Here is a 24332-nt window from a genome sequence, read left to right as displayed (position 1 = left end):
GTCATCATCTGCGCAGTCAAAATTTTACAGGGCTGACCGGCTGTCCGGTTCGCCATCCTCGTTTCAAAGCTGGAGTCTCTTATGAGCCAGGCAAAATCCGCGAGCATCATGGATTCTCGCATCCTCATTCCGGCCGTGGGTGCCGCTTTCACCAAGCTCAACCCGCGCACACTCGCCAAGAACCCGGTCATGTTCGTCGTGGCAACGGTCTCGGCACTGACCACCGTTCTGTTCCTGCGTGACCTCGTCTCAGGCAACGGCAATCTTGCCTTCTCCTTCCAGATCAACCTCTGGCTCTGGTTTACCGTGCTCTTCGCCAACTTCGCCGAAGCCGTCGCCGAAGGCCGCGGCAAAGCGCAGGCCGACTCGCTGCGCAAGGCGCGCACTGAAACCCAGGCCAAGCTGCTGACAGCCAATAACGGCAGCGGCTATCGCATGGTGCCGGGCACGAGCCTGAAGGTCGGCGATCTCGTTCTCGTCGAAGCCGGCGACATCATCCCCTCCGATGGCGAAGTCGTTGAAGGTGTCGCCTCGGTCAACGAAGCGGCAATCACCGGCGAATCCGCCCCTGTGATCCGTGAATCCGGCGGTGATCGCTCGGCGGTCACTGGTGGCACGCAGGTTCTTTCCGACTGGATCCGCGTGCGCATCACGGCGGCGGCCGGCTCGACCTTCCTCGACCGCATGATCTCGCTCGTCGAAGGTGCGGAACGTCAGAAGACGCCGAACGAAATCGCGCTCAACATCCTGCTCGCCGGCATGACGCTGATCTTCGTACTCGCCACGGCGACGATCCCGAGCTTTGCGTCCTATGCCGGTGGCTCGATCCCGATCATCGTGCTCGTTGCCCTTTTCGTCACGCTGATCCCGACCACGATCGGCGCCCTGCTGTCGGCGATCGGTATCGCCGGCATGGACCGCCTCGTCCGCTTCAACGTGCTTGCCATGTCCGGCCGCGCCGTCGAAGCTGCCGGTGACGTCGATACACTGCTGCTCGACAAGACCGGCACGATCACGCTTGGCAACCGCCAGGCCACCAGCTTCCGCCCGGTTCGCGGCATTTCCGAACAGGATCTCGCCGATGCGGCCCAGCTCGCTTCGCTCGCCGACGAAACGCCGGAAGGACGCTCCATCGTCGTGCTCGCCAAGGAGAAATATGCGATCCGTGGCCGCGATATGGCGAGCCTCAAGGCCACCTTCGTGCCTTTCACCGCGCAGACCCGCATGAGCGGCGTCGACCTTGAAGGCGCGTCCATCCGCAAGGGCGCCGTCGATGCGGTTCTCAGCTACGTCAATGGCGATGCCTCCTCGAAGAACGGCGCCGAAATCGTCCGTGAACTGCAGTCGATCGCTGACGAGATCGCCAAGGCCGGCGGCACGCCGCTCGCGGTTGCCCGCGATGGCAAGCTGCTCGGCGTCATCCAGCTGAAGGACATTGTCAAGGGCGGCATCCGCGAGCGCTTCAACGAGCTTCGCCGCATGGGTATCCGCACCGTCATGATCACCGGCGACAACCCGATGACGGCAGCCGCCATCGCCGCCGAAGCCGGCGTCGACGACTTCCTCGCCCAGGCAACGCCAGAGAACAAGCTGCAACTCATCCGCGAAGAGCAGGCCAAGGGCAAGCTGGTCGCCATGTGCGGCGACGGCACGAATGACGCTCCCGCTCTCGCACAGGCCGACGTTGGCGTCGCCATGAACACCGGTACGGTCGCTGCCCGCGAAGCCGGCAACATGGTCGATCTCGACAGCGACCCGACGAAGCTCATCGAAATCGTCGAAATCGGCAAGCAGTTGTTGATGACGCGTGGCGCGCTGACGACCTTCTCGATCGCCAACGACATCGCCAAATACTTTGCCATCATTCCGGCGATGTTCCTGACCTTCTACCCGCAGCTTGGCGTGCTCAATGTCATGGGCCTCGCCACGCCGCAGAGCGCCATCCTGTCGGCGATCATCTTCAACGCGCTGATCATCATCGCGCTGATCCCGCTGTCACTGAAGGGTGTGCGCTACCGCCCGATCGGCGCCGGCGCGCTGCTCTCTCGCAACCTGCTGATCTACGGTCTCGGCGGCATCATCGTCCCCTTCATCGGCATCAAGGCGATCGATATGGTCGTCTCATCTCTCGGCCTCGCCTAAGGAGTTACAACAATGTTGAAAGAACTTCGTCCGGCAATCGTCATGATCGTTGCCACCACAGCCATCACCGGCCTTCTCTACCCGCTTGCCATGACGGGTGCCGCTCAGGCCATCTTCCCCTTCCAGGCAAATGGCAGCCTTATTGAAAAGGACGGAAAGGTCATCGGCTCCACGCTGATCGGCCAGGCCTTTACCAGCGACAAGTATTTCCACGGCCGCCCGTCCGCCGCGGGTGACGGCTATAATGCCGCTGCGTCCTCGGGCTCCAACCTCGGCCCGACCAGCCAGAAGCTGATCGATCGCGTGAAAGGCGACTATGAGGCGGCGAAGGCAACCAACCCGAATGCCGAGGTTCCCGCCGACCTCGTCACCGCCTCGGGCAGCGGCCTCGATCCGCATATTTCGCCCGATGCTGCCTACTTCCAGGTACCGCGCGTCGCCAAGGCCCGTGGTATCGATGAAACCAAGGTCAAGGCACTCGTCGATGCAGCCGTTACGGGCCGCGAACTCGGCCTGCTCGGTGAGCCGACCGTCAATGTTCTGGCGTTGAACCAGGGCCTTGATGCTTCTATGACTCAGTAAAGGTTGAGAGCCCCGGAACGCGACAAGCGGACCGGGGCTTGCTCGTGAAGAAAGACCGAACCGCATGCCAGACGACAATCGCGACCAGGCCGGCAGGCCTTCGCCCGATGCGCTTCTCGAAAAGGCCCGGGCGGAGTCGCGCGGGCGCCTCAAAATCTTCCTGGGCGCAGCCCCCGGCGTCGGCAAGACCTATGAGATGCTGGTTTCCGGCCATGCCAAGATGGCCGACGGCCTCGATGTGGTGATCGGCGTCGTCGAAACCCACGGCCGCAAAGAGACCGAAGCACTGCTTGCCGGCTTCGAGATCATTCCGCGTGTGAAGATTGCCTATCGCGGCCAGTCGCTCGAAGAGATGGATCTCGATGCCATTCTCGTCCGCAAGCCCGATCTCGTTCTCGTCGACGAACTGGCCCATACCAATGCCGAGGGCAGCCGCCATCCGAAGCGCTATCTCGATGTCAAGGAACTGCTCGACCGTGGCTTCGATGTCTATTCGACGCTGAACATCCAGCATGTGGAGAGCCTGAACGACGTCGTTTCGCAGATCACCCGCATCCGGGTGCGCGAAACCGTGCCGGATTCCGTGATCGACATGGCTGATGATATCGAGATCATCGACCTGACACCCGACGATCTGATCAAGCGCCTTCATGACGGCAAGGTCTATGTGGCCAGGACTGCCGAGCGGGCGCTGACCAACTATTTCACACCCGGCAACCTGACGGCTCTGCGCGAACTCGCCCTGCGCAAGACCGCCCAGCGCGTCGACGACCAATTGCTGACCCATATGCAGGCGCATGCGATTTCCGGCCCGTGGGCCGCCGGCGAGCGGGTGCTGGTGTCGATCGACGAGCATCCCCGCTCTGCCTCGCTCGTGCGCTATGCCTCGCGCATGGCCTCACGCCTGCGCGGCCCCTGGGCCGCCGTCTATATCGAGACCAACCGCTCCATCAATCTGTCGGAAACGCAGCGAGACACAATCGCGGCCACCTTGCGGCTTGCCGAACAGCTCGGCGGTGAAGCAATCACCATTCCCGGTCGCGAAGTGACGGAAGAGCTGGTGCGCCACGCCACCGCCAACAACGTCACCCACATCGTCATCGGCGCCCCGAAGAAGCCGACTTGGCGCGAAGGGTGGTGGAATCGTTCGACGACCGACGAACTGATCCGGCGGGCCGGTGATATCAGCGTTCATGTCATTTCCGGAAGCGAGAAAGACACGCCCTCACAGCGCGGCGTCAAGGCAGCACCTGCTGTCCCCACACTGAATTTCAGGGCCTATATCCTCTCGACAGCCTATGTCGCGATTGCGCTGGCTGTCGGCGTGGTGCTCGATCAGGTGCTCGACGTGCGCAACCTCGCGCTCGTTTTCCTGATGGCGGTGCTGACGTCAGCGGTCATCCATGGCCTGAGGCCGGCGCTCTATACCTGTATCGTCAGCGCTCTTTCCTTCAATTTCTTTTTCCTGCCGCCACGCTATACGCTGACGATCAGCGACCCCGAAAGCGTGCTGGCGCTCTTCTTCTTCCTCGGCGTCGCCGTTATCGCCTCCAATCTCACTGCAACGGTGCAGCGGCAGGCGTTTTCCGCCCGGCAGAGGGCGCGAACGACGGAAGACCTCTATCTCTTTTCCAAGAAACTCGCGGGTACCGGTACGCTGGACGACGTCCTCTGGGCGACGGCCTTTCAGCTCGCCTCCATGCTCAAGGTGCGCGTCGTTCTGCTCCTTCCGGAAGAAGGTTCCATCGCGGTCAAGGCCGGTTATCCGCCTGACGATACGCTCGATGATGCCGATATTGCCGCCGCCCGCTGGGCCTGGGAGCACAATCACGCCGCCGGGCGCGGCGCCGATACCCTGCCCGGCGCCAAGCGCCTCTATGTGCCGCTGCGCACCGGCCGCACCGCCGTCGGCGTCATCGGTCTCGACAGCGACCGCCGCGACGGCCCGCTACTGACGCCCGAGCAGCAACGCCTTCTGGACGCCCTGGCGGACCAGGCGGCACTTGCCATCGAGCGCGTCCAGCTCGTCGCCGATGTCGACCGCGCCAAGCTTGCTGCGGAGGCCGATCGCCTGCGTTCAGCCCTGCTGACCTCAATTTCCCATGACCTGAAGACGCCGCTTGCGGCGATCCTCGGTGCGTCCGGCACGCTACGCGACTATTTCGATTCCATGTCGGCCGACGATCGGACCGACCTTCTCTCGACCGTCGTCGATGAATCCGAGCGCCTCAACCGCTTCATCGCCAACCTGCTGGACATGACGAAGATCGAATCCGGCGCCATGGAGCCGAACTATGCGCTGCACTATGCCGGCGACATCGCCGGCACCGCGCTGCGCCGGGCTGCCAAGATCCTCGACCATCACAGGACGGAAATGACAATCCCCGCCGACCTGCCCATGGTCCGCGTCGATCCCGTCCTCTTCGAACAGGTCCTCTTCAATCTGCTCGACAATGCTGCGAAATACGCACCCGAGGGTTCCGTCATTCGCATCGAAGGCTGGGCGGATGCCGATAATGTCGTCGTACAGGTCTCCGACGAAGGTCCGGGCATTCCCCCTGCAGACCTTACCCGTGTCTTCGACACCTTTTACCGTGTGCGCAAGGGCGATCAGGTACGCGCCGGCACCGGCCTTGGTCTCTCCATATGCCGGGGCTTCATCGAGKCGATGGGCGGGACGATTACCGCCGGCAACCGGACGGACCGGTCCGGGGCTGTCTTCACCATCCKCCTTCCCAAACCGAATGACATTCCCAAACTGGATGAACTCAAATGACCGGTTCAGCCGTCAAGATTCTCGTCGTTGATGACGAGCCCCCGATCCGCAAGCTCTTACGCGTCGGCCTCACCGCGCAGGGCTATGAAGTTCATGAGGCGCCGAATGGGACTGCTGCCCGCCAGTCCGTGAAGGATGACCAGCCCGATCTCATCGTGCTCGATCTCGGTCTTCCCGATATTCCGGGCCACGACCTTTTGCAGGAATGGCGCGAGGACGGGCTCACCATGCCCGTCGTCATCCTCTCTAGTCGCACAGACGAAGCCGGCATCGTCAAGGCGCTTGAAACCGGTGCCGACGATTATGTGACGAAGCCCTTCGGCGTCAACGAGCTCGGTGCCCGCATCCGCGTCGCACTTCGTCACCGCCTGCAGCAGCAGGGCGAAAAGGCGATCTTCCAGACCGGCGGCCTGTCGATCGATCTCGTCAAGCGTATCGTCAAGGTCGACGGCAAGGAAATCAAGCTGTCACCGAAGGAATACGACATCCTGCGCGTGCTCGCCCAGCATGCCGGCAAGGTGCTGACGCATCAGTTTCTTCTGAAGCAGGTATGGGGTCCGGCGGCGGACGTGCAGTATCTGCGCGTCTATGTGCGGCAGCTGCGGCAAAAGGTCGAGCAGATTCCCGACCAGCCACACTATATCACCACCGAGACCGGTGTCGGCTATCGGCTCCGCGAGCCTGACTGACCCCGCCGAAAACAGCATCGAGAATGAAATGAACCTTTCCAACATTATACGGCCGGAGCACACCTTCATCGGCCTGTCGGTGGCGACCAAATGGCGCGCGCTGCAGGCGATTTCCGAAAAGGCCGGCAAGGCCTTCGGCATTGACGGCCAGACCGTCCTGAAGGCGCTCGAATCCCGTGAGAAGCTCGGCTCTACCGGCATAGGCAACGGCATTGYCGTTCCGCATGCGGCCATCGACGGCGTGACGAGCCCGCGCGGCATGCTGATCCGCTTCGCCCACCCGCTGGATTTCGATGCAATCGACGATATCCCGACGGACATCGCCTTCGTACTGCTCTTCGGTGAAAACAATCGCGGAGAATATTTGAACGTGCTTGCCGCCATCGCCMGCAGACTTCAATCGGAAGGCGTTTTGACTGCCATGCGCAAGGCCAGAAGCGTCGATGAATTCTATTCGGATTTCATCGCGGATTCGCGCGTGTAAGGAAAAATTCGCTTCGCGCTTTCGACCTTCTCCCCKCCGAAGCGGGGGGAAGGCAAATCGAGAACAAGGGGCCGCTTCGGCCCCTTTTTATTAGAAGTCGCGCTGGAGACGCAGGAAACCGAAGGTTTCGTCGTCGCCGTCTTCTTCGTCGTGATACTGAACGCTGACCTTGCTGCGCAGATTTTCAGCGATCTGGTAGTCGACGGTGACGCCAGTCGTGTAAGCGCTGCCGCCGCTGAAGCCCTTGCCGTCAGCATCGAGATCGATCTTGTCGAAATACTGGAAGGCCGGGGTAACGGCCCACTTGTCGGTGAGCTTCACCTTGTACTCGGCAGCGATCGTCCATTCGGACTCTTCATAGTAGTAGTTAGCACCGCTGGCCCAGATGCCAGCGAGGCCGAGCGTGCCGGGGCCGATGTCGGCATACAGGATTGCGCGGATAGCGCCTTCCTCGTTGTCGCTATCGTAACCACCGAGCAGGTAACCGCTGAATGCGCCGCTCTTGAAGGAAACCTGGGCTGCAACGCCGAAGTTGTTCGGGCCTTCGCCCGGCTTCTCGTCGTAGGCTTCTTCAAGTTCGTCGAGCGAGATACCGGCTGCAAAGTTGTCGGTCTCGTACTGATAGCGGATCGAGTTGTGGGTCGTCTCGTTGCTCGAGAGCGTGTCCGTCTCGCCGCTCAGGTCGTCATCCCACCAGCTGTACTGCTTACCAACGCGGAAGCCGGCGATGTCGATGTAGCCTTCGTCCAGCGTGGTGTCCTGTCTGGTGGCGTTGTCCGCGTTGACACGCAGCGTGATAACGCCGGTGAGCGTACCGTATTCGGTGTCGTTCTTGGTCTGGAAGGTGACCTGACCGCGGGTAACGGCATCCCAATCGGAGTCGTTCGGGTTAGCTACGCTACCGCCAACGTTTTGGCCGGCGTTAAGCTGGAAACGGATATAGCCTTCGATCTTCAGGCAGGTTTCCGTGCCTGGGATGTAGAAGTAGCCAGTCCCGTAGGCGTCGCAAACGCGAACATATTCTACGGGCTCCGGCTCGGCGGCGACGATAGCGTCGGCTGCATGTGCTCCGGAAACCGCTGCAAGGGCGGCAACAGAGCCAAGAAGGATAGTTTTAATAGACATCAGAAAGACCTTTTACGGTTTGAAAAAGGCAAGCAGTGCTTCAAGGGCACCCCTGCCATCCGGTCGCCGAATCCCAACGACCGGAAGTCCATGTAGGCACTCGAAAACGTCAGCGCTGCAAAAGAAGACTAAAAATCGACACACCAATGTCACTTTGGCGGTCGAACTGTGGCAGAAAAATCACGACTGAGGCGTGGCGCCTCAATTGGCCGCGGCCAACTGTCAGCACGTCCCATTCGCAAACACCCGCTGAAAATGGGATGGCTTTCTAAGATTGGTCCCCGGAACCGGAACAATCTTCGTTTCATTATACGACTTAGTTGATAGAGTTTAGCGCATCACCACGGAGGGTTCCCCATGCAGACTTTAAGGCTCACCCGGCTCATCGCGGCCGCGGTCATGGCAGGCAGCTTTGCGATCGGCAGCGTCGCACCCGCATTCGCCGACCAGACGCTTCTGAACGTATCGTATGATCCGACGCGCGAATTGTATAAGGATTTCAACGCTGCCTTTGCTGCAAAGTGGAAGACTGACACCGGCGAAGCCGTGACGATCCAGGCCTCTCATGGCGGTTCCGGTGCTCAGGCGCGCTCGGTCATCGACGGCCTTGATGCCGACGTCGTGACACTCGCGCTCGAAGGCGATATCGACGCGATCGCCAAGAAGACCGGCAAGATACCGGCCGACTGGAAGACCAAACTCCCCAATAATTCGACGCCCTATACCTCGACGATCGTCTTCCTCGTGCGCAAGGGCAACCCGAAGGGTATCAAGGATTGGGGCGACCTGATCAAGGATGACGTGCAGGTCATCACGCCGAACCCGAAGACTTCGGGCGGCGCCCGCTGGAACTTCCTCGCAGCCTGGGCATGGGCCAAGCAGGCGAACGGCGGCGACGAAGCCAAGGCGCAGGACTATGTGACCAAGCTCCTGCAGCACGTTCCGGTTCTCGATACCGGCGCACGCGGTGCCACAACCACCTTCGTCCAGCGCGGCCTTGGCGATGTCCTGCTCGCCTGGGAAAACGAAGCCTATCTCTCGCTCGAGGAACTCGGCCCCGACCAGTTCGAGATCGTGACCCCCGCCTTCTCGATCCGTGCCGATCCACCGGTCGCAATCGTCGATGGCAACGTCGACAAGAAGGGCACCCGCAAGGTCGCCGAAGCCTATCTGAACTACCTTTATTCGGATGAAGGCCAGAAGATCGCGGCAAAGCACTATTACCGTCCGATCAAGCCGGAAGCAGCCGACCCGGCCGACATCGCCCGCTTCCCGAAGCTGACGCTCGCCACGATCGACGACTTCGGCGGCTGGAAGGATGCACAGCCGAAATTCTTCGGCGACGGCGGMGTATTTGACCAGATCTACAAGCCTGCCCAATAATAGGTCTTATGAGCGCACATAACCCCACACGGTGGCGGTTCAGGCGGCCGAGCGTCATTCCGGGTTTCGGACTGGCGCTCGGCCTTACCTTGATCTGGCTTACCCTCATCGTCCTGATCCCCCTGTCCGGTCTTGCCTGGCGGTCGAGCGCACTCGGCTGGGAGAAGTTCTTCGACATCGCATTCGACCAGCGAACGCTGAGTGCGTTGCGCATCAGCTTCGGCTGCGCCTTCATCGCCGCCTGCATCAATGCCGTCTTCGGCGTCATCCTCGCCTGGGTGCTGGTGCGCTACCGGTTCCCCGGCAAGCGCATCATCGACGCGATGGTCGACCTGCCCTTCGCTCTGCCGACGGCCGTCGCCGGCATCGCACTGACCACCCTCTACGCTCCAAACGGCTGGGTCGGGCAGTTCCTGACGCCGCTCGGCATCAAGATCGCCTTCACACCGGCCGGCATCGTCGTCGCCCTCATCTTCGTCGGCCTGCCGTTCATCGTGCGAACGGTCCAGCCGGTCATGGAAGAGATCGACAAAGAAGTGGAGGAAGCTGCCGCCACGCTTGGTGCCAACCGCTTTCAGACAATCGCGCGCGTGCTGCTGCCGGGCCTTGCGCCTGCGGCGTTGACGGGCTTTGCCCTCGCCTTTGCCCGCGCCGTTGGCGAGTATGGCTCGGTCATTTTCATCGCCGGCAACTTACCGTTCAAATCGGAAATCGCCCCGCTGTTGATCGTCATCAAGCTCGAGGAGTTCAACTATGCGGCTGCGACAGGCATTGCTGCGATCATGCTGATCCTCTCGTTCAGCTTGCTGCTCGTCATCAACCTCATCCAGAGCTGGAGCAGGCGGAGGTACGGCTATGGCGTCTGACACTAGCGGGAGTGGACCATCCGCCCAGCCGCACAAGCTCCATTCGGCGATCACAGAAAGCAAGATGGCCCGGATCGCGCTCGTCGCCATCTCGCTCGTCTTCCTTCTCCTGATCCTGTTCCTGCCGCTGGCGGCCGTTTTCGTCGAGGCATTCCGCAAGGGCGCCGGTGCGTTTTTCACCGCACTTCAGGATGCCGAGACCTTCTCCGCCATCCGCCTGACACTCATCGTTGCCGGGATCAGCGTGCCGCTGAACCTCGTCTTCGGCCTTGCAGCCGCCTGGGCGATTGCCAAGTTCGAGTTCAAGGGCAAAGCGTTCCTGACGACGCTGATCGACCTGCCTTTCTCGGTTTCACCTGTGATCTCGGGTCTCGTCTTCGTGCTGCTCTTCGGCGCCAACAGCTGGCTCGGCCAGTGGCTGAGCGCCAACGACATCAAGATCCTGTTTGCGGCGCCGGGGCTGATCCTTGCCACGATGTTCGTCACCTTCCCCTTTGTCGCGCGCGAGCTCATTCCGCTCATGCAGGAACAGGGAACCCAGGATGAGGAGGCAGCGCTTTCGCTCGGCGCCAGCGGGTGGCAGGCCTTCTGGCACGTCACGCTGCCAAACATCAAATGGGGCCTTCTCTACGGCGTGCTGCTCTGCAATGCCCGCGCCATGGGTGAGTTCGGCGCCGTATCGGTTGTATCGGGCCATATTCGCGGCCAGACCAACACGATGCCGTTGCAGGTGGAAATCCTCTACAACGAGTATAATTTCACCGGGGCCTTTGCAGTCGCCTCGCTTCTGGCCTTGCTTGCCCTTGTCACACTTGTTTTGAAGACGCTGCTGGAAATGCGCTATAGCGCCGAAATCGCCGCCAGCCGGCGGCACTGAAGGAATTAGAATGGAAGTACGCGTCCAGAACATACGCAAGGAATTCGACCGCTTTCCGGCGCTGCACGATGTCTCGCTCGATATCCGCTCCGGTGAATTGATCGCACTGCTCGGCCCCTCCGGCTCCGGCAAGACTACGCTTTTGCGCCTCATCGCCGGCCTTGAAAGCCCAACCGAAGGCCAGATCTTCTTCGGCGAGGAAGATGCGTCGAGGAAGACTGTGCAACAACGCAATATCGGCTTCGTGTTCCAGCACTATGCGCTTTTCCGCCATATGACAGTACTCGACAATGTCTCCTTCGGCCTGAAGGTGCGCAATGCGTCGCGCCGTCCGCCGAAGGCAGAAATCCGTAAGCGGGCGCTGGAGCTGCTCGATCTCGTGCAGCTCTCAGGTCTTGAAAAGCGCTATCCGGCACAGCTTTCCGGCGGCCAGCGCCAGCGCGTGGCCCTTGCCCGCGCCATGGCGGTCGAGCCGAACGTCCTGCTGCTCGACGAGCCTTTCGGCGCGCTTGATGCGCAGGTGCGCAAGGACCTGCGCAAATGGCTACGCGAAATCCATGACCGCACCGGCCACACCACCGTCTTCGTCACCCATGATCAGGACGAGGCGATGGAGCTTGCCGACCGCGTCGTCGTCATGAGCCAGGGCGCGATCGAGCAGGTCGGCACGCCGGATCAGGTCTACGACAGCCCCAATTCGCCCTTCGTCTTCGGCTTCGTCGGCCAGTCGAACTGCCTGCAGGTGGAGGTTGCCGGCGGCGATATCCACTTCGAGGGCCGCTCGCTCGGTCTTAATGCCGAGAACGAGACTGATGGCGCTGCGCAACTTTACTTCCGCCCGCACGATGTCCGGCTCTGCGAATCGGCAGAAAACTGCATTGCCGGCCAGCCGGTCGCCAGCCGGCGCGTCGCGGGCACCCGCCATATCGAACTCGACATCGGCAAGGAGCGCCCGCATATCGAAATCGAGCTTCCGCCGAGCGAAGCAGACAGGCTCGACCGGTCGCGCGTCGCCTTCAAGCCRACACGCTGGAAGCTCTTCCGAGGCTGATATTCGTTCAATCCGGGTTCTCGCCGGAATCGMATGTGGCGAGAACCATTGAGAATTTTGTGATCTCCGGTTGTTTGTATTTTTGTCACGTGCCGGATAAAACGTTTTTGCTTAGATCGAAAAGGGCTGGACTAATTCCAATAGGAGGCACCTGGCGTTGAGGGCGGATATTTCCTTTGGAAAATCCCTGGTCGGGATTTTGTTCGTAGGACTGGCAGCCGCGAGCTGCACGACAACACCGAAACCGGCGTCCACGTCGGTCAAGAGCAAGCCGAAACACGTTCAACCGGCAAAAGTCAGTTTCAACTACACCACCAAGGATCGTGATTGCCTGAAGCGCGCGATGTACTTTGAATCCGAGCATTCGGATGAGGCGGGCTATCTGGCCGTTGGCAGTGTTGTCATGAACCGGCTGACCTCAGGCGCCTATGCCGACTCCATCTGCGGCGTCGTCGCCCAGAAGCGGCAATTTGCGCCGGGTGTCATGACGCGAGAAGTGAAGCCGCAGGCCGAACCCGAACTTGCGACCGCAGCCGACGCGGTCCTGAGCGGCGAGCGCCATCCGGCGGTCGGGGACGCGATGTTCTTCCACACCGCGGGATTGAAATTCCCATACAACAACATGCACTATGTGACAGTTGCTGGCGGCAATGCCTTCTACGAGAAGCGCGACGAAGACGGCACACTCGAAACGCCGCCGCCGCTGCCYTCTTACGAAGTCGCGATGAACTACGTACCGGGTGAAAGCATGTTGCCGCCGCAGTTCGATGTGCTGATCCCGTCAACCGTTCCGGTTCCGATCCCAGCTCCGGACCCCTCGGCCACGGCGAGCACGCAACCGATGCCGATCCTTGAGCCGGTGACCTCGATCGAGCCGGCGCCTGGCGTACCGGTCGCTATCCCGACACCCCGCCCCGCTTCCGACAGCGTGATGCTGCGACCAAGCATTCAGGCAAACGGCGGCTGATCCCGGAAGTCTGAGGCGCCTTTAGCATATCCGTTTTCTTCGAATTGCGGATATGCTCCATTCTTTTGTTTTYGCACAGTTTCGAACGCAAAAACCGCTACGCACTTTTGCCGGAATTGCTCTAGGCGCGCTCTTCCCAGACCTTCGCAAGCTCGACGATCGTCCTCACAGCCTTTTCCATATCCTGGCGGCTGATCCATTCGAGCGGCGAGTGGAAAGCGTGGCCGCCGGCAAAGATGTTCGGGCATGGCAGGCCCATGAAGGAAAGGCGCGAACCGTCCGTACCGCCGCGAATGCTTCCGCGCACCGGCGTCATGCCCGCCCGGCGCACCGCCTCGACGGCGTTCTCGACGATCTCAGGATGACGGTCGAGCACGACCTTCATATTGCGGTACTGTTCCTTCACATCGAAACGATAGGTCGAGCCCGGATAGGATTTCATCACATCCTTGACGATTGCTTCGAGCATGGCCTCCTTTTCGGTAAGGCCTTCGTCGGTGAAGTCGCGGATGATGAGGCTGATCGCAGACTTTTCCATCGAGCCGGCGACGCCGGTCGGATGGATGAAGCCCTGCTTTCCCTCGGTCGTCTCCGGCGCAATATCCTTCGGCAGCCGGTCGATGATGGCGCCGGCGCTTGATGGCGTTTTCCATTCGGTCCTTGGCGAAACCCGGATGGATCGCCACGCCCGCGATGACAATATCGACGCTGTCGGCCGAGAAGGTCTCATCCTCGATATGGCCGGCGGTCTCGCCATCCATCGTATAGGCATAATCGGCGCCGAGCTTCTTCAGGTCGACCTTGTTGACGCCGCGGCCGACCTCTTCGTCCGGCGTAAAGAGGATCTTGATCGTTCCGTGCTTGATGTCGGGATTATCGATGAGGATCTGGGCTGCGGCCATGATTTCCGCCAGCCCCGCCTTGTCGTCGGCGCCGAGCAAGGTCGTGCCGTCGGTGGTGATGATGTCGTTGCCGATCTGGTTTTTCAGCTGGGGATGCTCGGAGACGCGGATCACCCGGCTTGGATCGCCGGGAAGCAGGATATCCCCGCCCGCATAATTCGTCACCATCTGCGGCTTGACGTTCCTGCCCGTGAAGTCAGGCGCAGTATCCATATGCGAGCAGAAGCAGATGACCGGGACGCTCTTATTGCTATTGGCCGGAATGGTCGCATACACATAGCCGTGCTCGTCGAGATGCGCATCCGAAAGGCCGACCTCTAAGAGCTCCTCAACCAGAACCCGGCCGAGATCCTTCTGTTTCTCGGTGGTCGGCTGCGTCGATGAGGCGGGATCGGATTGGGTGTCGATAACGACATAGCGGAGAAAGCGGTCGAGAACGGTGCCTGTCAAAATATCCACTCCAGCGTGATCATCTTCTGACGATATAGCCCCCGAAGGCTCTGCAACGAAAGCCTTTTTMACCTGCAGTAATCGCTATCCGCGACAGTCGCCTTCCCGCAACTCAATCGACGCGATTGCCCTCGCCGTTGAACACATGCAGGTGCTTAGCCGGAAAAGCCACGTTGACGTTTGGCCCCGCAGTCATCGCCTCACGATCGAGCGTAAAAATCTTGAACGGCAGGCCATGCAGCGAAAGATGCAGGATGATGCCGAAGCCCGTCGGCTCGACGAGTTCGACATCGGCGGCAATTCCTGGTCCGTCACTTGTCATGACGACGTGCTCCGGCCGAATGCCGAGCGTGACCTTTTCGCCGTTCGAAAGGGACAGTGTTTTATCCAGGGGCACGATCGTGCCGTCCTTCAGCTTCACGCCGCCTGCCTCGTAGCTCGCCTCGAGGAAGTTCATGCCGGGCGAGCCGATGAAGCCCGCGACGAAGAGATTGGCGGGGCGGTCATACAGCTCCAGGGGGCTGCCGACCTGCTGCACGACCCCGCCATGCATGGCGACGATCCGGTCCGCCAGTGTCATCGCCTCGATCTGATCGTGGGTCACGTAGATCGAGGTTGCCTTGAGGTCGCCATGCAGTTTCTTGATTTCGGCGCGCATCTGTTCGCGCAGGCGCGCGTCGAGGTTCGACAGCGGCTCATCGAACAGGAAGGCTTTCGGCTGGCGCACAATGGCGCGGCCCATGGCGACGCGCTGACGCTGGCCGCCGGACAGCGCCTTCGGGCGGCGCTCCAGCAGCGGATCGAGGCCGAGCTTCGAAGCTGCACTCGCAACGGCACTGGCGATCTTTTCCTTCGCCGTCTTCCTGAGCTTCAGGCTGTAGCTCATATTGCCGGCGACATTCATATGCGGATAGAGCGCATATGACTGAAACACCATGGCAATGTCGCGGTCTTTCGGATGCAGTTCGTTGACGCGGTTGCCGGCAATGCGGATTTCGCCGCCGGTCACCTCTTCGAGGCCGGCAATCATGCGCAGAAGCGTGGACTTGCCGCAGCCGGACGGGCCGACCAGGACGACGAATTCACCGTCCTTGATCTCCAGATCGACGCCGTGCAGCACGGACATATGACCATAAGACTTCTGGATATTCTTGATATCGATCGATGCCATTTGACTAACCCTTGACCGCACCGGCCGTCAGGCCCTGAACGAGATAACGCTGGATGAGCAGGAAGAAGAGGCCGGCCGGAATGAGCGCCATGATGCCTGCCGCCATCATCTGCCCGAAATCCACGGAGAATTTCGAAACGAAAGTGAGAAGGCCGACGGGGAAGGTCGCCGCATCATTGCCGTTGATCAGCATCAGCGCAAAGAGCAGCTCGCTCCAGGCCGCAGTGAAGACAAAGCCGAGGGTCGCCGCAATGCCCGGCAGCGTCAGCGGCAGGATGATCTGCCGGAAGGCCGTGAATTGGGTAGCGCCATCGATCATCGCTGCCTCCTCGAGATCCTTCGGGATACCGTCGAAGAAGGACTGCATCAGGAAGGTCGCGAAAGGCACGTTGAAGGCGGTGTAAACGATGACGAGGCCAGTCAGGCTGTTCGTCAGGTGTAGCGGCGACAGAATCTTGAAGATCGGCGCGACCAGCATGACCAGCGGAAACATCTGGGTAAGCAGCATCAGCGCGATGATCCAGTATTTCGCCCGGAAGCTGAAGCGTGACAACGCATAGCCTGACAAAGAGGCGCAGATCGTCACCGCCACCGCCGTCGAAGCCGAGACGATGACGCTATTCTTGAAGAAGGTCGGGAAGGCGCTGTGCTCCAACACGAAGCTGTAATGTTCCCACGTGGTCCGCGACGGCCACATGCGCACGCCCTCCGTATAGAGCAGGTCGTTCGGGGTGACCGAGACCTTCAAGAGCCAGAAGAGCGGGAAGAGCGCGAAAACGACATAGACGAGAATCGCCAGACGATGCGCGATGATGGGAAGAATGGATCGTCTCATGGCTCAATCCTTGGCAAGCAGGCTCTGCCGCAGCAGGATGATCAGCATGGAATAGGCCAGAAGCAGCACCAGCAGCACCAGCGCAATCGCCGAAGCATAGCCGAAATCGAGGCGCCTGAAGGCCTGGGTGAAAATATAGCTTGCAACGATCTGCGTCCGATCCGCCGGTCCGCCGCCGGTCATGACGACGATCAGATCGGCGAAGTTCGAGATCCAGACGGTCCGCAGCATGACGGTGATGGCGATGGTCGGGGCCAGGAACGGCAGGGTAATCGACCGGAAGCGCTGGAACCAGCCTGCACCGTCGATGGAGGCCGCCTCATAAAGATCGCGCGGAATTGCCTGTAGCGCAGCCAGCAGCGTGATGGCGAAGAATGGAATGCCCCACCAGACATTGGCGATGATCGGGCCCCACATCGCATATTGTGGATCGGAGAGGATATTGCCCGGCTCGCTCATGAGTCCGAGAGCAAAAAGCCAGTGCGGGATCGGCCCGATGACCGGATTGAAGAGCCAGGCCCAGTTCAAGCCGGCCAGAAAGGATGGCACCGCCCAGGGCAGGAACACCAGCGCCTGGATGACACCCCTGCCCCAGAAAGGCTTGTCCAGCAGCAGGGCAAGGACCAGCCCGAAAAAGAATTGCAGGACGACCGAGGCACCGGTCCACCAGAGCGTGTTCCGCAACGCGCCATAAAAGGCCTTGTCTTGGGAAAGCTCCCGGAAATGCTCTATCCCGACGAAGCCGCCGGAGAAAGGATTGAGAAGCTGGATATCACGGAATGCATAGGAAACGCCGACCGCCAGCGGCACCAGCATGACCGCGATGATCAGGATCAGCGACGGCGCACTGTAGAGATAAGGCTCCGAGGCGTCGGCGAGGCGGCGCAGCCATGGCCGACGGTCGTGGCGTAACTCGAGCGTATGGGCGGTGATGGTCATTAACCCGATGCTTTCCCTCGCGACGCTTAAGGGCGCCGTCTGTCGTTAGATGAACGGCGGCGGAAGATTTCCGCCGCCGTTTGAGTAGCTTGCCTTACTTCTTGGCGAGGAACTTCTGCTGAGCCTTGGTGAGGTAATCGGCCCACTGATCGGCAAGGTCCTTGGCGGAGATATCGCCCAGCAGCGCCTGCTGAGAGGTCTTGATTGCCAGGGAATCCTTGAAGAACGCAAACTCTTCCAGGTAGGTCGGCATGACCGTCGGGACGGTGTCCTTGTCGGCCAGCTCCTCGAACCAGCCCTTGAACTGGTCACCGGCGTAGAAGGGATCCTTCTCGGCTGCCGTATAGGCCGGCAGAGCGCCAATCTTCTTGTTCCACTCGATGTTGCCTTCTGGACCTTCGAGGGTGGCGATCAGCTTCCAGGAGAGATCCTTGTTCTGGCTCGTCGTGAACATCGACCAGCCGCCGTAGCCGATGGTCGGGTAAGATTTGCCGGCCGGACCCTTCGGCAGCGGCATAACACCGAAATCTTCCTTCTTCATCCGCTCGGCAATGGCGATCAGCGCATCTGGATCCTGGTCGAGGAAGGCGCAAGTACCGGAATAGAAGCCGGCGACGACTTCGTTGAAGCCCCAGTTGACGCTATCCTTCGGCGCATAGCCCTTCTTGTAAAGATCGACCATCCACTCGATGCCCTTTGCCCAGCCTTCGCTGTTCATCGTCGAGGTGCCGTCTTCCTTGAAATACTTGTTGTCGCCGGCCATGGAGGCCGCAAAGATCATCCAACCGTTCAGGCCGCCCGGACCGCCGCGCATGCAGTAGCCGTATTTGCCAGACAGTTTGGAGACGGCTTCGGACGCCTTGGTGAAATCCTCCATCGTCTTCGGCGGTTCTGTGACGCCGGCTTCTGCAAGCAGCTTCTTGTTGTAGAACATGGCGCGCAGATAGAAGCCGTAGGGCAGCATGTACGCCGTATTCTTGACGTCGCGGCCGAGCTCGAGCGCGCGCGGCGTCAATTCCTTGGTGTGTTCCCATTTCTCGAGATAGGGCTCCAGGCTTTCCAGCATGCCGTTATTGGCATAGAGCGACAGCCACGTATCGGGCATTTCCATGACGTCTGGCACATCGCCGGCCGAGACCATGGTCGCGAATTTCTGGAAGGCTTCGTTCCAGGGTAGCGAGATGATGTCGACCTTGGTGCCGGGATTGGCGGCTTCGAACTTGCCGACGATCGACTTCAGCGTCTCGGTGCGCTCGGGGCTGGTGATGACTTCGACGAGCTTCAGCGTCGTGTCCGCGAAAGCCGTGCCCGCCATCATCGTGGCGAAGAGTGTCGAGATGATAAGCTTTTTCATTTTTGGTTCCCCTCCGTAGTTGTTGTGAGGTTTCGGTTAAGAGGCGACGGAAATCGCCTCCTCGATATCCCTCCACAGCGCCTCGGTTCCTTCGAGGCCGATATGGAGGCGCACAGATCGCGGGCTGATGCCGAAGGCTTGTGCCGAATTCGGCTGTGCCTTCTGCTGCAGCACAACTTCGCCCGGTACGATCAGGCTTTCATGTCCACCCCAGCTTACACCCAGTTTGAAAAGCTTGAGGTGATCTGCGAAGGCTCTGATATCGATGCCCTCGCGGAATATGAAAGAGAAGAGGCCCGACGTACCGTTGAGGCCGGCGGGCAGGCGATTGGTAAGGCCCGGATGACAGACCTGCTCGACAACGTCGAGCGCCTGCAGGCGCTGCGCGATCGTCGTGGCCGCTGCCTCATGCGCCCGCATGCGCAAAGGCAAAGTCCGCAAACCGCGGATCAGCAGCCAGGCATCGAAGGGCGACAGCTTGCCGCCGAGATAAGGATAGGATTCGGCCTTGATGCGGGCGATCATCTCCTTCGAGCCGGCAACAACACCGGCAACCACATCGCTGTGGCCGCCGAGATATTTGGAGGCTGAATGGATGACGAGATCGACGCCAAGCGTTATCGGCCGCTGGAAGAACGGGCTCGCCCAGCTGTTGTCGATCATGGTGACGATCCCATGCTTTCTTGCGAGCGCGGCCAGCGCGCCGACGTCATGGGCTTCCATCACCCAACTCGTCGGGCTTTCCATATAGAAGACCTTGGCGCCCGGCAGCGCCTTGGCGACAGCCTCCTCGTCGCGGCCATCGACATAGGTCACCTCGACCTTCATGCGCTTCAGGATCGTGCCGAACAGACGGAAGGCATCGGGATAGACATGCTTGACGGCGACGATGCGGTCGCCCGGCTCCACGAAGCTAAGCACCGCCGACGAGATCGCCGCCATGCCGCTTGCAAAGCCCAGCGCATCCTCGGCGCCTTCGAGCTTTGCCAGCATCTCCTCGAACATGCGCACGGTCGGGTTGAGACCGCGCGTATAGATCGGCCGCACCTTTTCGCCGCGATAGGAAGCGATCATGTCGTCATAGTCGGAAAAGGTGAAAAGCGAGGTCTGGAAAATMGGCGGAACGACGGCTTCGGCGAAGTTGCCTTCGTCATGGGCGGTGATCAGCGAAGCAAGGTCGAACGGTTCGAGGCCGTCAGTCATCGGGACATTTCCTTGATGTCTTCCTCGACCACGTCGAGGATTTTCAATGTCTCACGCCGCGCCGCCTCGGTGTCCTGGGCGGCGATGGMATTGAAAAGGGTTCGGTGAAAGGGGAAGGACCGGCGGGCAAAATCCTGCCGGTCGAAAGGATGAGTCCAGAAGCGCTCGAAGGTCTCGCGCATCTGTTCGAGAAGCTGGCGGAACAGGGGATTGTGGGTGGCGTCGTAAACGGCGAGGTGGAAAGCGAGATCCTCCGGTCCGGAAGCGCCCTTGGCGATATGCACCCGTTCCATTTCATCGAGCTTTTCCTCGATGACGATGAGGTCCTTCGCCGTGCGCCGCCTCGCCGCGACCATGCCCGCCTCGCATTCGATACCGCGGCGAACCTCCAGCGTCTGCAGCAACACATCGCGCAGATGCGGCGTCTCGAACGACAGCGGCATATGAATCGTATCTCTGGAAACCGGTTTCAGCAGGTAGGTTCCGCTGCCCTTGCGCGTCTCGATGACGCCGAGCGCCTGAAAATGCCGGATCGCCTCGCGAATGGTGGAGCGCCCGACGGCAAGTGCGGCCATCAGCTCGCGCTCCGCCGGCAGGCGGTCGCCCGCCTGAAGCCGGGCATCCTCGACATAATGTGCCAGCGCATCGGTCACCTGACGCGCGCGGTCCATCGCCGGAAGCGGCCGGATTACCGGCCTGTCGCTACCATTTGCCTTCATGGTTCCCCAAGTTCTTGTCTAAGGCAGCCGACCTCAAAATTGGTCTGACATCTTAGCATTTCTCAAAGATTATTCGCCGTCAAGGCGGTATTTGCTCCCTATGGTTCTCTGGTGTTAAAGCGGATATGCCTACTTATTCGGCCGCCTTATTTCCAGCTTCCGCTGTCGGCGATAACGCCATATTCGAGCTTGGCGATTGGCACGGCACAGCGCGCGATGTGACGGCTTAATAGGGGCGCGAGATAATCCACACCTACTTCTGCGAACGAAGATAATCCCGCGGAGGACCGACAGTGCCGCGCTCGATGATCCTGACGGCCATTCCAATACGCCGCACCCTCGCCTGGCTGTTGAGCGCACGTTCCCTCAGCATTTCCCATCCGACGCGACCAAGCTCTTCGCGTTCGATCCTCAATGTCGTCAAAGCTGGATTGCTGTGCTGGGCGATGGAGATGTCATCCATGCCGATGACGGAGTAGTCGCGCGGAATGCCGCTGCCCCGTGCGCGAAGCGCGTCGATCACGCCGAGCGCCATGATATCGTTGCTGCAGACGAAAGCAGTCGCCTTCGCGTAGCGACCTTTCTGCATCGCGTCGGTCAAGGCATTCACCATGCCGGGCTCCAGGACTCCGGCCGCCATAAGGTCGAACAGATGCCTATCGGGATCGATCGCGATTCCAGCCTCCTGCATCGCATCACGGAAGCCGTCGAATCGTTCCTTGAGCGAGGTCCGGAATAGCCGGCTGACATGCACGATCTCCGTGTGGCCTTCCGACAGAAGCCGGGTGGTCGCCAGCCAACCCGCGGACCTGTTATCGGGAAGAACGCAGGAAAGACGCATCGTCCTATCGATCCCATTCAGGATGACGGCAGGCGCATGACTTCTGACAACCTGTTCGATCAATACCGGATGGTCGAGGCCGACAAGAAGCAGACAGGCGCCGTCGTCGGCAACCAGCCTTTCGACATTGACGCTGCCGGTTTCAATATCAGGTGTCATCAGGTGCACCTTCGCCGGCACGCCTGCTTCCTTGGCGGCGTCCAGCGCCCCTTGAATGACCCCTTCATAGAACTGCGAGTTCAGGTAGAGGGCTGCCGTCGTCACGACCGCGACACCGGATGGAAAGGCGTCGGCGACATCGGCTGTCTTGTGCTTGTAGTCAAGACGGGCGGCCGCTTCCAGGATGCGTTCGCGGCTTTCGTTTCCAACCCCGGACCTGTTGTTGAGAGCCTTTGACACCGAGGCGATGGAAACGCCTGCGGCTTCGGCAATGTCAGAGATTCTCGATCTGCGTGTCATCAGGGTTCTCCTCGATCGAGATTTATCACGGGCGGTCCGGCGCTGCCATACAGCGTAGAAATTTTCGCTAATTACGAAATTTTTCTTTCCAGCATCATTTTTTCGTCTATCGTTGTCCTGTCGCCGCATCAAGCGGGCGGCATTGACCTGGGAGGGGAAGATGCTGAGACGTAGAGAGTTTATGGCGAGCGCCATCGCCGCGGCGCTGATCGACATTCCTGGCGCACGTGCCGCCGAGGAATCTCTGAGAGTATTCTGGTGGGGAAATCCCGACCGTGCAAAACGGACCGGCGAGGTCATCAAGCAGTTCGAAACGTCAGCCCCCGGCGTGACGTTCACCGGTCAGGTCGCAACGTCGGACTATTGGGTGAAGCTGAGCACGATGGTGGCCGGCCGCAACGTGCCCGACGTCTTCGCTCTGGAACCTGTGACCTTCGCCGATTATTCCCGGCGTGGCGCCACTCTTGACCTGACTCAGTTCCACGACAGCGTTATCAAGTCACAGGACTTCTCACCCGGCGCGTTGGATCTCGGCACCGTGGATGGCAAGCTGACCGGCATTCCGACGTCCCTGAACGCCGCTGCCCTGATGGTCGGCAAGACGGCGCTGGAAAAGGCCGGCGTACCGGCACCCACAGCGTCGACGACATGGGAGCAGTTCAAGACGATCTGCACGGACTTCAAGAAAGCTTCCGGCTCCGGCAATCTCTTCGCGGTGAGCAATGGCGCCCGGTATAGTTTCGTATTCGAAGTCTGGCTGCGACAGCGCGGAAAGGCACTCTTCACGCAGGATGGCCACCTCGGCTTCGAAGAGGCCGACGCCGCTGAATGGTTCGACTACTGGGATCAGATGGCAAAGGCCGGCGGCTGTGTCACCGCCGACATCCAGGCTCTCGACAAGGGAAATATCGAGACCAACCCCGTGGCGAGTGGCAATGCCGTCATGGCCTTTGCCTATTCCAATCAGCTTGCGGGCTACACCGCGCTCGCAAAATCCGAGATGACCATCGGCTCTCTTCCGGTACAGGACGCCGCAGGTCGCTCGGGGTTGTTTTACCGGCCCTCGACGCTATGGTCGATATCGCCCTGGTCGAAGTCGCCGGAGACGGCAGCCAAGTTCATCAACTTCTTCGTCAACGACGCAAATGCGGGACATGCTCTCGGAACCGAGCGTGGTGTTCCTGTCAATACGAAGATCCAGGGCGACGTCGCGGCGACCGGCGACAAAGTGTCAAAGCAGACGATTGATTACATCGTCTCGTTGAAGGAGAGGGTTGGGCCGTATCCGCCGGCAATACCGATCGGCGCGGCCGAGTTTTCTCAGCAGGTTCTGACGGCGACCGCCGACAGCCTGGCCTTCGCGCAGATAACGCCGTCCGACGCCGCCAAACAGCTCATGTCGGAAGGCAAGCGCATATTCGGCGGCTGAGCCGCCCCAAGGACAAGAAATGGATCAGGCCAATAATCCGAACGCGGCGCTGGAAGACCGGGAAGAAGCGCGCAGGCTCCAATTCCTGCCTTGGGAGCATATCGCTTCCGACCTGCGCCATCCGGCTCATCTCGCGCGCAAGGCAGAGCTTCGCAGGGCCTGCGGGGCCGAGTTCGCCGACACGTCCTACATCGCCGAGCATGCCGCCGTCTTTACCGATCGCCTGAAGATGGGTGAGCGGTCATGGATCGCCGGCCACGCGCTTGTCAGAGGCGATATCACTCTGGGAGACGATTGCACCATCAACCCCTATGCCTGCATTTCGGGCAGAGTGACCTGCGGCGACGGCGTTCGGATCGCATCGCACGCCTCGATCGTCGGCTTCAACCATGGCTTCGACGATCCCACCGTGCCGATCCATCGCCAGAAGGTAACGACTGCCGGAATCACGATCGGCGACGACGTCTGGATCGGGGCCAATGCTGTCGTCCTGGATGGCGCCGTCATCGGCAGCGGCGCGGTGATTGCTGCCGGCGCGGTCGTGGCTGGAGAAATCCCGCCACTGGCGATCGCAGGCGGCGTGCCCGCACGCGTCATCCGCCTCAGGGGCGGGACCCCTCGGTCGTCGGGCGTCGGAAGTGTCGAAGACTGCCTGCAAAAACTCGGCAGCAAGGCGCAGGATCAATGGCGTGATATCCTCAAGCGATGGAAGACAGCCGACGCCTATGAATCGCTGGAAGCGGATGGCGTGCAGCGACCCGCAGCGCGGCATCTGTGTGACGCAATCGAGATCGCGGCAGGCTTCGGGGAATTGCCACCAGGGCTGGATCGATCGCAGACAGTCGAGCGGCTCCAAAACCTGCAGGACGGCGAGACCGGCCTCTTTCCGGAGCCGAATGCGCATCGGGCAGGGACTAAGCTCAGGGACGACCCGAAGGCGTTGTATAACGTGCTATCCGTCGGCTACGCTCTTGAAGTTCTCGGATCTCGTCCACCTCATGCCATCCGGGCCGTCCAGCTCGACGCCGACGAGCTCGATCGGTGGCTCGCAGGCCTGCCGTGGAAGACATCCGCCTGGAGCGCCGGCA

Annotated in this window: 20 protein-coding genes and 1 pseudogene; 12 read left to right on the top strand and 9 right to left on the bottom strand. The window is 60.7% G+C overall.

Annotation, left to right across the window (positions count from 1 at the left end; translation table 11 throughout):
* Positions 1-81 precede the first annotated feature (81 nt).
* From kdpB to AC1DNW_RS23120, 5 genes are all read left to right on the top strand, one after another.
* Positions 82-2142, top strand: a complete 2061-nt coding sequence (kdpB, locus tag AC1DNW_RS23140; protein ID WP_113307873.1) for a potassium-transporting ATPase subunit KdpB — start codon at positions 82-84, stop codon at positions 2140-2142.
* Between the two features lie 12 nt (positions 2143-2154).
* Positions 2155-2724 (top strand): potassium-transporting ATPase subunit KdpC, encoded by a 570-nt coding sequence (gene kdpC, locus AC1DNW_RS23135; RefSeq protein WP_113301807.1) that lies wholly within the window; start codon positions 2155-2157, stop codon positions 2722-2724.
* A 64-nt stretch (positions 2725-2788) separates the two neighbouring features.
* A complete protein-coding gene (locus AC1DNW_RS23130; protein ID WP_477854473.1) occupies positions 2789-5500 on the top strand; it encodes a DUF4118 domain-containing protein in 2712 nt (903 codons plus the stop codon).
* Complete coding sequence (locus tag AC1DNW_RS23125) at positions 5497-6189, top strand: response regulator transcription factor (RefSeq protein ID WP_113307875.1); 693 nt, start codon at positions 5497-5499, stop codon at positions 6187-6189. The genes AC1DNW_RS23130 and AC1DNW_RS23125 overlap by 4 nt, the downstream gene beginning before the upstream one ends.
* A 28-nt stretch (positions 6190-6217) precedes the next feature.
* Positions 6218-6673, top strand: coding sequence for a PTS sugar transporter subunit IIA (locus AC1DNW_RS23120; RefSeq protein ID WP_477854472.1), 456 nt, complete (start codon positions 6218-6220; stop codon positions 6671-6673).
* A gap of 90 nt (positions 6674-6763) precedes the next feature.
* On the opposite strand, the gene AC1DNW_RS23115 is transcribed toward AC1DNW_RS23120, so the two are convergent.
* Complete coding sequence (locus tag AC1DNW_RS23115) at positions 6764-7798, bottom strand: porin (protein WP_113307876.1); 1035 nt, start codon at positions 7796-7798, stop codon at positions 6764-6766.
* 357 nt (positions 7799-8155) lie between these two features.
* Between AC1DNW_RS23115 and AC1DNW_RS23110 the strand changes: the two genes are divergently transcribed.
* From AC1DNW_RS23110 to AC1DNW_RS23090, 5 genes are all read left to right on the top strand, one after another.
* Positions 8156-9181: a sulfate ABC transporter substrate-binding protein gene (locus tag AC1DNW_RS23110; RefSeq protein WP_113307877.1), complete on the top strand. Its 1026-nt coding sequence runs from the start codon at positions 8156-8158 to the stop codon at positions 9179-9181.
* Between the two features lie 8 nt (positions 9182-9189).
* Positions 9190-10047, top strand: a complete 858-nt coding sequence (cysT, locus tag AC1DNW_RS23105; protein WP_113307878.1) for a sulfate ABC transporter permease subunit CysT — start codon at positions 9190-9192, stop codon at positions 10045-10047.
* Complete coding sequence (gene cysW, locus AC1DNW_RS23100; RefSeq protein WP_113296795.1) at positions 10037-10924, top strand: sulfate ABC transporter permease subunit CysW; 888 nt, start codon at positions 10037-10039, stop codon at positions 10922-10924. Before cysT ends, cysW begins: the two co-directional genes overlap by 11 nt.
* A gap of 10 nt (positions 10925-10934) precedes the next feature.
* Positions 10935-11975 carry a sulfate/molybdate ABC transporter ATP-binding protein gene (locus AC1DNW_RS23095; protein ID WP_113296796.1) on the top strand — a complete coding sequence of 347 codons (1041 nt, stop codon included), beginning with the start codon at positions 10935-10937 and terminating at the stop codon, positions 11973-11975.
* Between the two features lie 157 nt (positions 11976-12132).
* Positions 12133-12942, top strand: coding sequence for a cell wall hydrolase (locus AC1DNW_RS23090; RefSeq protein WP_113307879.1), 810 nt, complete (start codon positions 12133-12135; stop codon positions 12940-12942).
* 121 nt (positions 12943-13063) lie between these two features.
* Here the strand turns inward: AC1DNW_RS23090 and pepT are convergent.
* The 8 genes and pseudogenes from pepT to AC1DNW_RS23050 all read right to left on the bottom strand — a co-directional run bounded on the left by pepT (position 13064) and on the right by AC1DNW_RS23050 (position 21815).
* Positions 13064-14294: pseudogene (pepT, locus tag AC1DNW_RS23085) on the bottom strand (peptidase T).
* Between the two features lie 112 nt (positions 14295-14406).
* The gene (locus AC1DNW_RS23080) at positions 14407-15465 is read right to left on the bottom strand and encodes a sn-glycerol-3-phosphate ABC transporter ATP-binding protein UgpC (RefSeq protein ID WP_113307881.1); all 1059 of its coding nucleotides are present in this window, start codon (positions 15463-15465) and stop codon (positions 14407-14409) included.
* 4 nt (positions 15466-15469) lie between these two features.
* Entirely contained in the window at positions 15470-16300 is an 831-nt protein-coding gene (locus AC1DNW_RS23075) for a carbohydrate ABC transporter permease (RefSeq protein WP_113296800.1), read from the bottom strand.
* A 3-nt stretch (positions 16301-16303) separates the two neighbouring features.
* A complete protein-coding gene (locus tag AC1DNW_RS23070) occupies positions 16304-17239 on the bottom strand; it encodes a carbohydrate ABC transporter permease (protein ID WP_113296801.1) in 936 nt (311 codons plus the stop codon).
* A gap of 94 nt (positions 17240-17333) precedes the next feature.
* Positions 17334-18593: an ABC transporter substrate-binding protein gene (locus AC1DNW_RS23065; protein ID WP_113307882.1), complete on the bottom strand. Its 1260-nt coding sequence runs from the start codon at positions 18591-18593 to the stop codon at positions 17334-17336.
* Positions 18594-18629: 36 nt separating this feature from the next.
* Positions 18630-19796 carry a PLP-dependent transferase gene (locus tag AC1DNW_RS23060; protein WP_113296803.1) on the bottom strand — a complete coding sequence of 389 codons (1167 nt, stop codon included), beginning with the start codon at positions 19794-19796 and terminating at the stop codon, positions 18630-18632.
* Positions 19793-20515 (bottom strand): FadR/GntR family transcriptional regulator, encoded by a 723-nt coding sequence (locus tag AC1DNW_RS23055; RefSeq protein ID WP_477854471.1) that lies wholly within the window; start codon positions 20513-20515, stop codon positions 19793-19795. Before AC1DNW_RS23055 ends, AC1DNW_RS23060 begins: the two co-directional genes overlap by 4 nt.
* 253 nt (positions 20516-20768) lie before the next feature.
* A complete protein-coding gene (locus AC1DNW_RS23050; RefSeq protein WP_477854470.1) occupies positions 20769-21815 on the bottom strand; it encodes a LacI family DNA-binding transcriptional regulator in 1047 nt (348 codons plus the stop codon).
* Positions 21816-21975: 160 nt separating this feature from the next.
* Between AC1DNW_RS23050 and AC1DNW_RS23045 the strand changes: the two genes are divergently transcribed.
* Both AC1DNW_RS23045 and AC1DNW_RS23040 read left to right on the top strand, forming a co-directional pair.
* Complete coding sequence (locus tag AC1DNW_RS23045) at positions 21976-23244, top strand: extracellular solute-binding protein (protein ID WP_113307884.1); 1269 nt, start codon at positions 21976-21978, stop codon at positions 23242-23244.
* A gap of 19 nt (positions 23245-23263) precedes the next feature.
* On the top strand, positions 23264-24332 hold a 1069-nt coding region (locus tag AC1DNW_RS23040; RefSeq protein WP_477854469.1), incomplete at its 3' end, for an acyltransferase.

Source organism: Rhizobium sp. 05L429 (genome assembly GCF_056397645.1).
The sequence above is the reverse complement of the archived record's forward strand: the minus strand, read 5'-3'. Positions and strand labels throughout refer to the sequence as shown.

What these genes read in the sequence shown, in the direction of transcription:
- kdpB (WP_113307873.1), top strand. Translation starts at nt 82, where the DNA reads ATGAGCCAGGCAAAATCCGCGAGCATCATGGATTCTCGCATCCTCATT.
- kdpC (WP_113301807.1), top strand. Translation starts at nt 2,155, where the DNA reads ATGTTGAAAGAACTTCGTCCGGCAATCGTCATGATCGTTGCCACCACA.
- AC1DNW_RS23125 (WP_113307875.1), top strand. Translation starts at nt 5,497, where the DNA reads ATGACCGGTTCAGCCGTCAAGATTCTCGTCGTTGATGACGAGCCCCCG.
- AC1DNW_RS23115 (WP_113307876.1), bottom strand. Translation starts at nt 7,798, where the DNA reads ATGTCTATTAAAACTATCCTTCTTGGCTCTGTTGCCGCCCTTGCAGCG.
- cysT (WP_113307878.1), top strand. Translation starts at nt 9,190, where the DNA reads ATGAGCGCACATAACCCCACACGGTGGCGGTTCAGGCGGCCGAGCGTC.
- cysW (WP_113296795.1), top strand. Translation starts at nt 10,037, where the DNA reads ATGGCGTCTGACACTAGCGGGAGTGGACCATCCGCCCAGCCGCACAAG.
- AC1DNW_RS23080 (WP_113307881.1), bottom strand. Translation starts at nt 15,465, where the DNA reads ATGGCATCGATCGATATCAAGAATATCCAGAAGTCTTATGGTCATATG.
- AC1DNW_RS23075 (WP_113296800.1), bottom strand. Translation starts at nt 16,300, where the DNA reads ATGAGACGATCCATTCTTCCCATCATCGCGCATCGTCTGGCGATTCTC.
- AC1DNW_RS23070 (WP_113296801.1), bottom strand. Translation starts at nt 17,239, where the DNA reads ATGACCATCACCGCCCATACGCTCGAGTTACGCCACGACCGTCGGCCA.
- AC1DNW_RS23065 (WP_113307882.1), bottom strand. Translation starts at nt 18,593, where the DNA reads ATGAAAAAGCTTATCATCTCGACACTCTTCGCCACGATGATGGCGGGC.
- AC1DNW_RS23050 (WP_477854470.1), bottom strand. Translation starts at nt 21,815, where the DNA reads ATGACACGCAGATCGAGAATCTCTGACATTGCCGAAGCCGCAGGCGTT.
- AC1DNW_RS23045 (WP_113307884.1), top strand. Translation starts at nt 21,976, where the DNA reads ATGCTGAGACGTAGAGAGTTTATGGCGAGCGCCATCGCCGCGGCGCTG.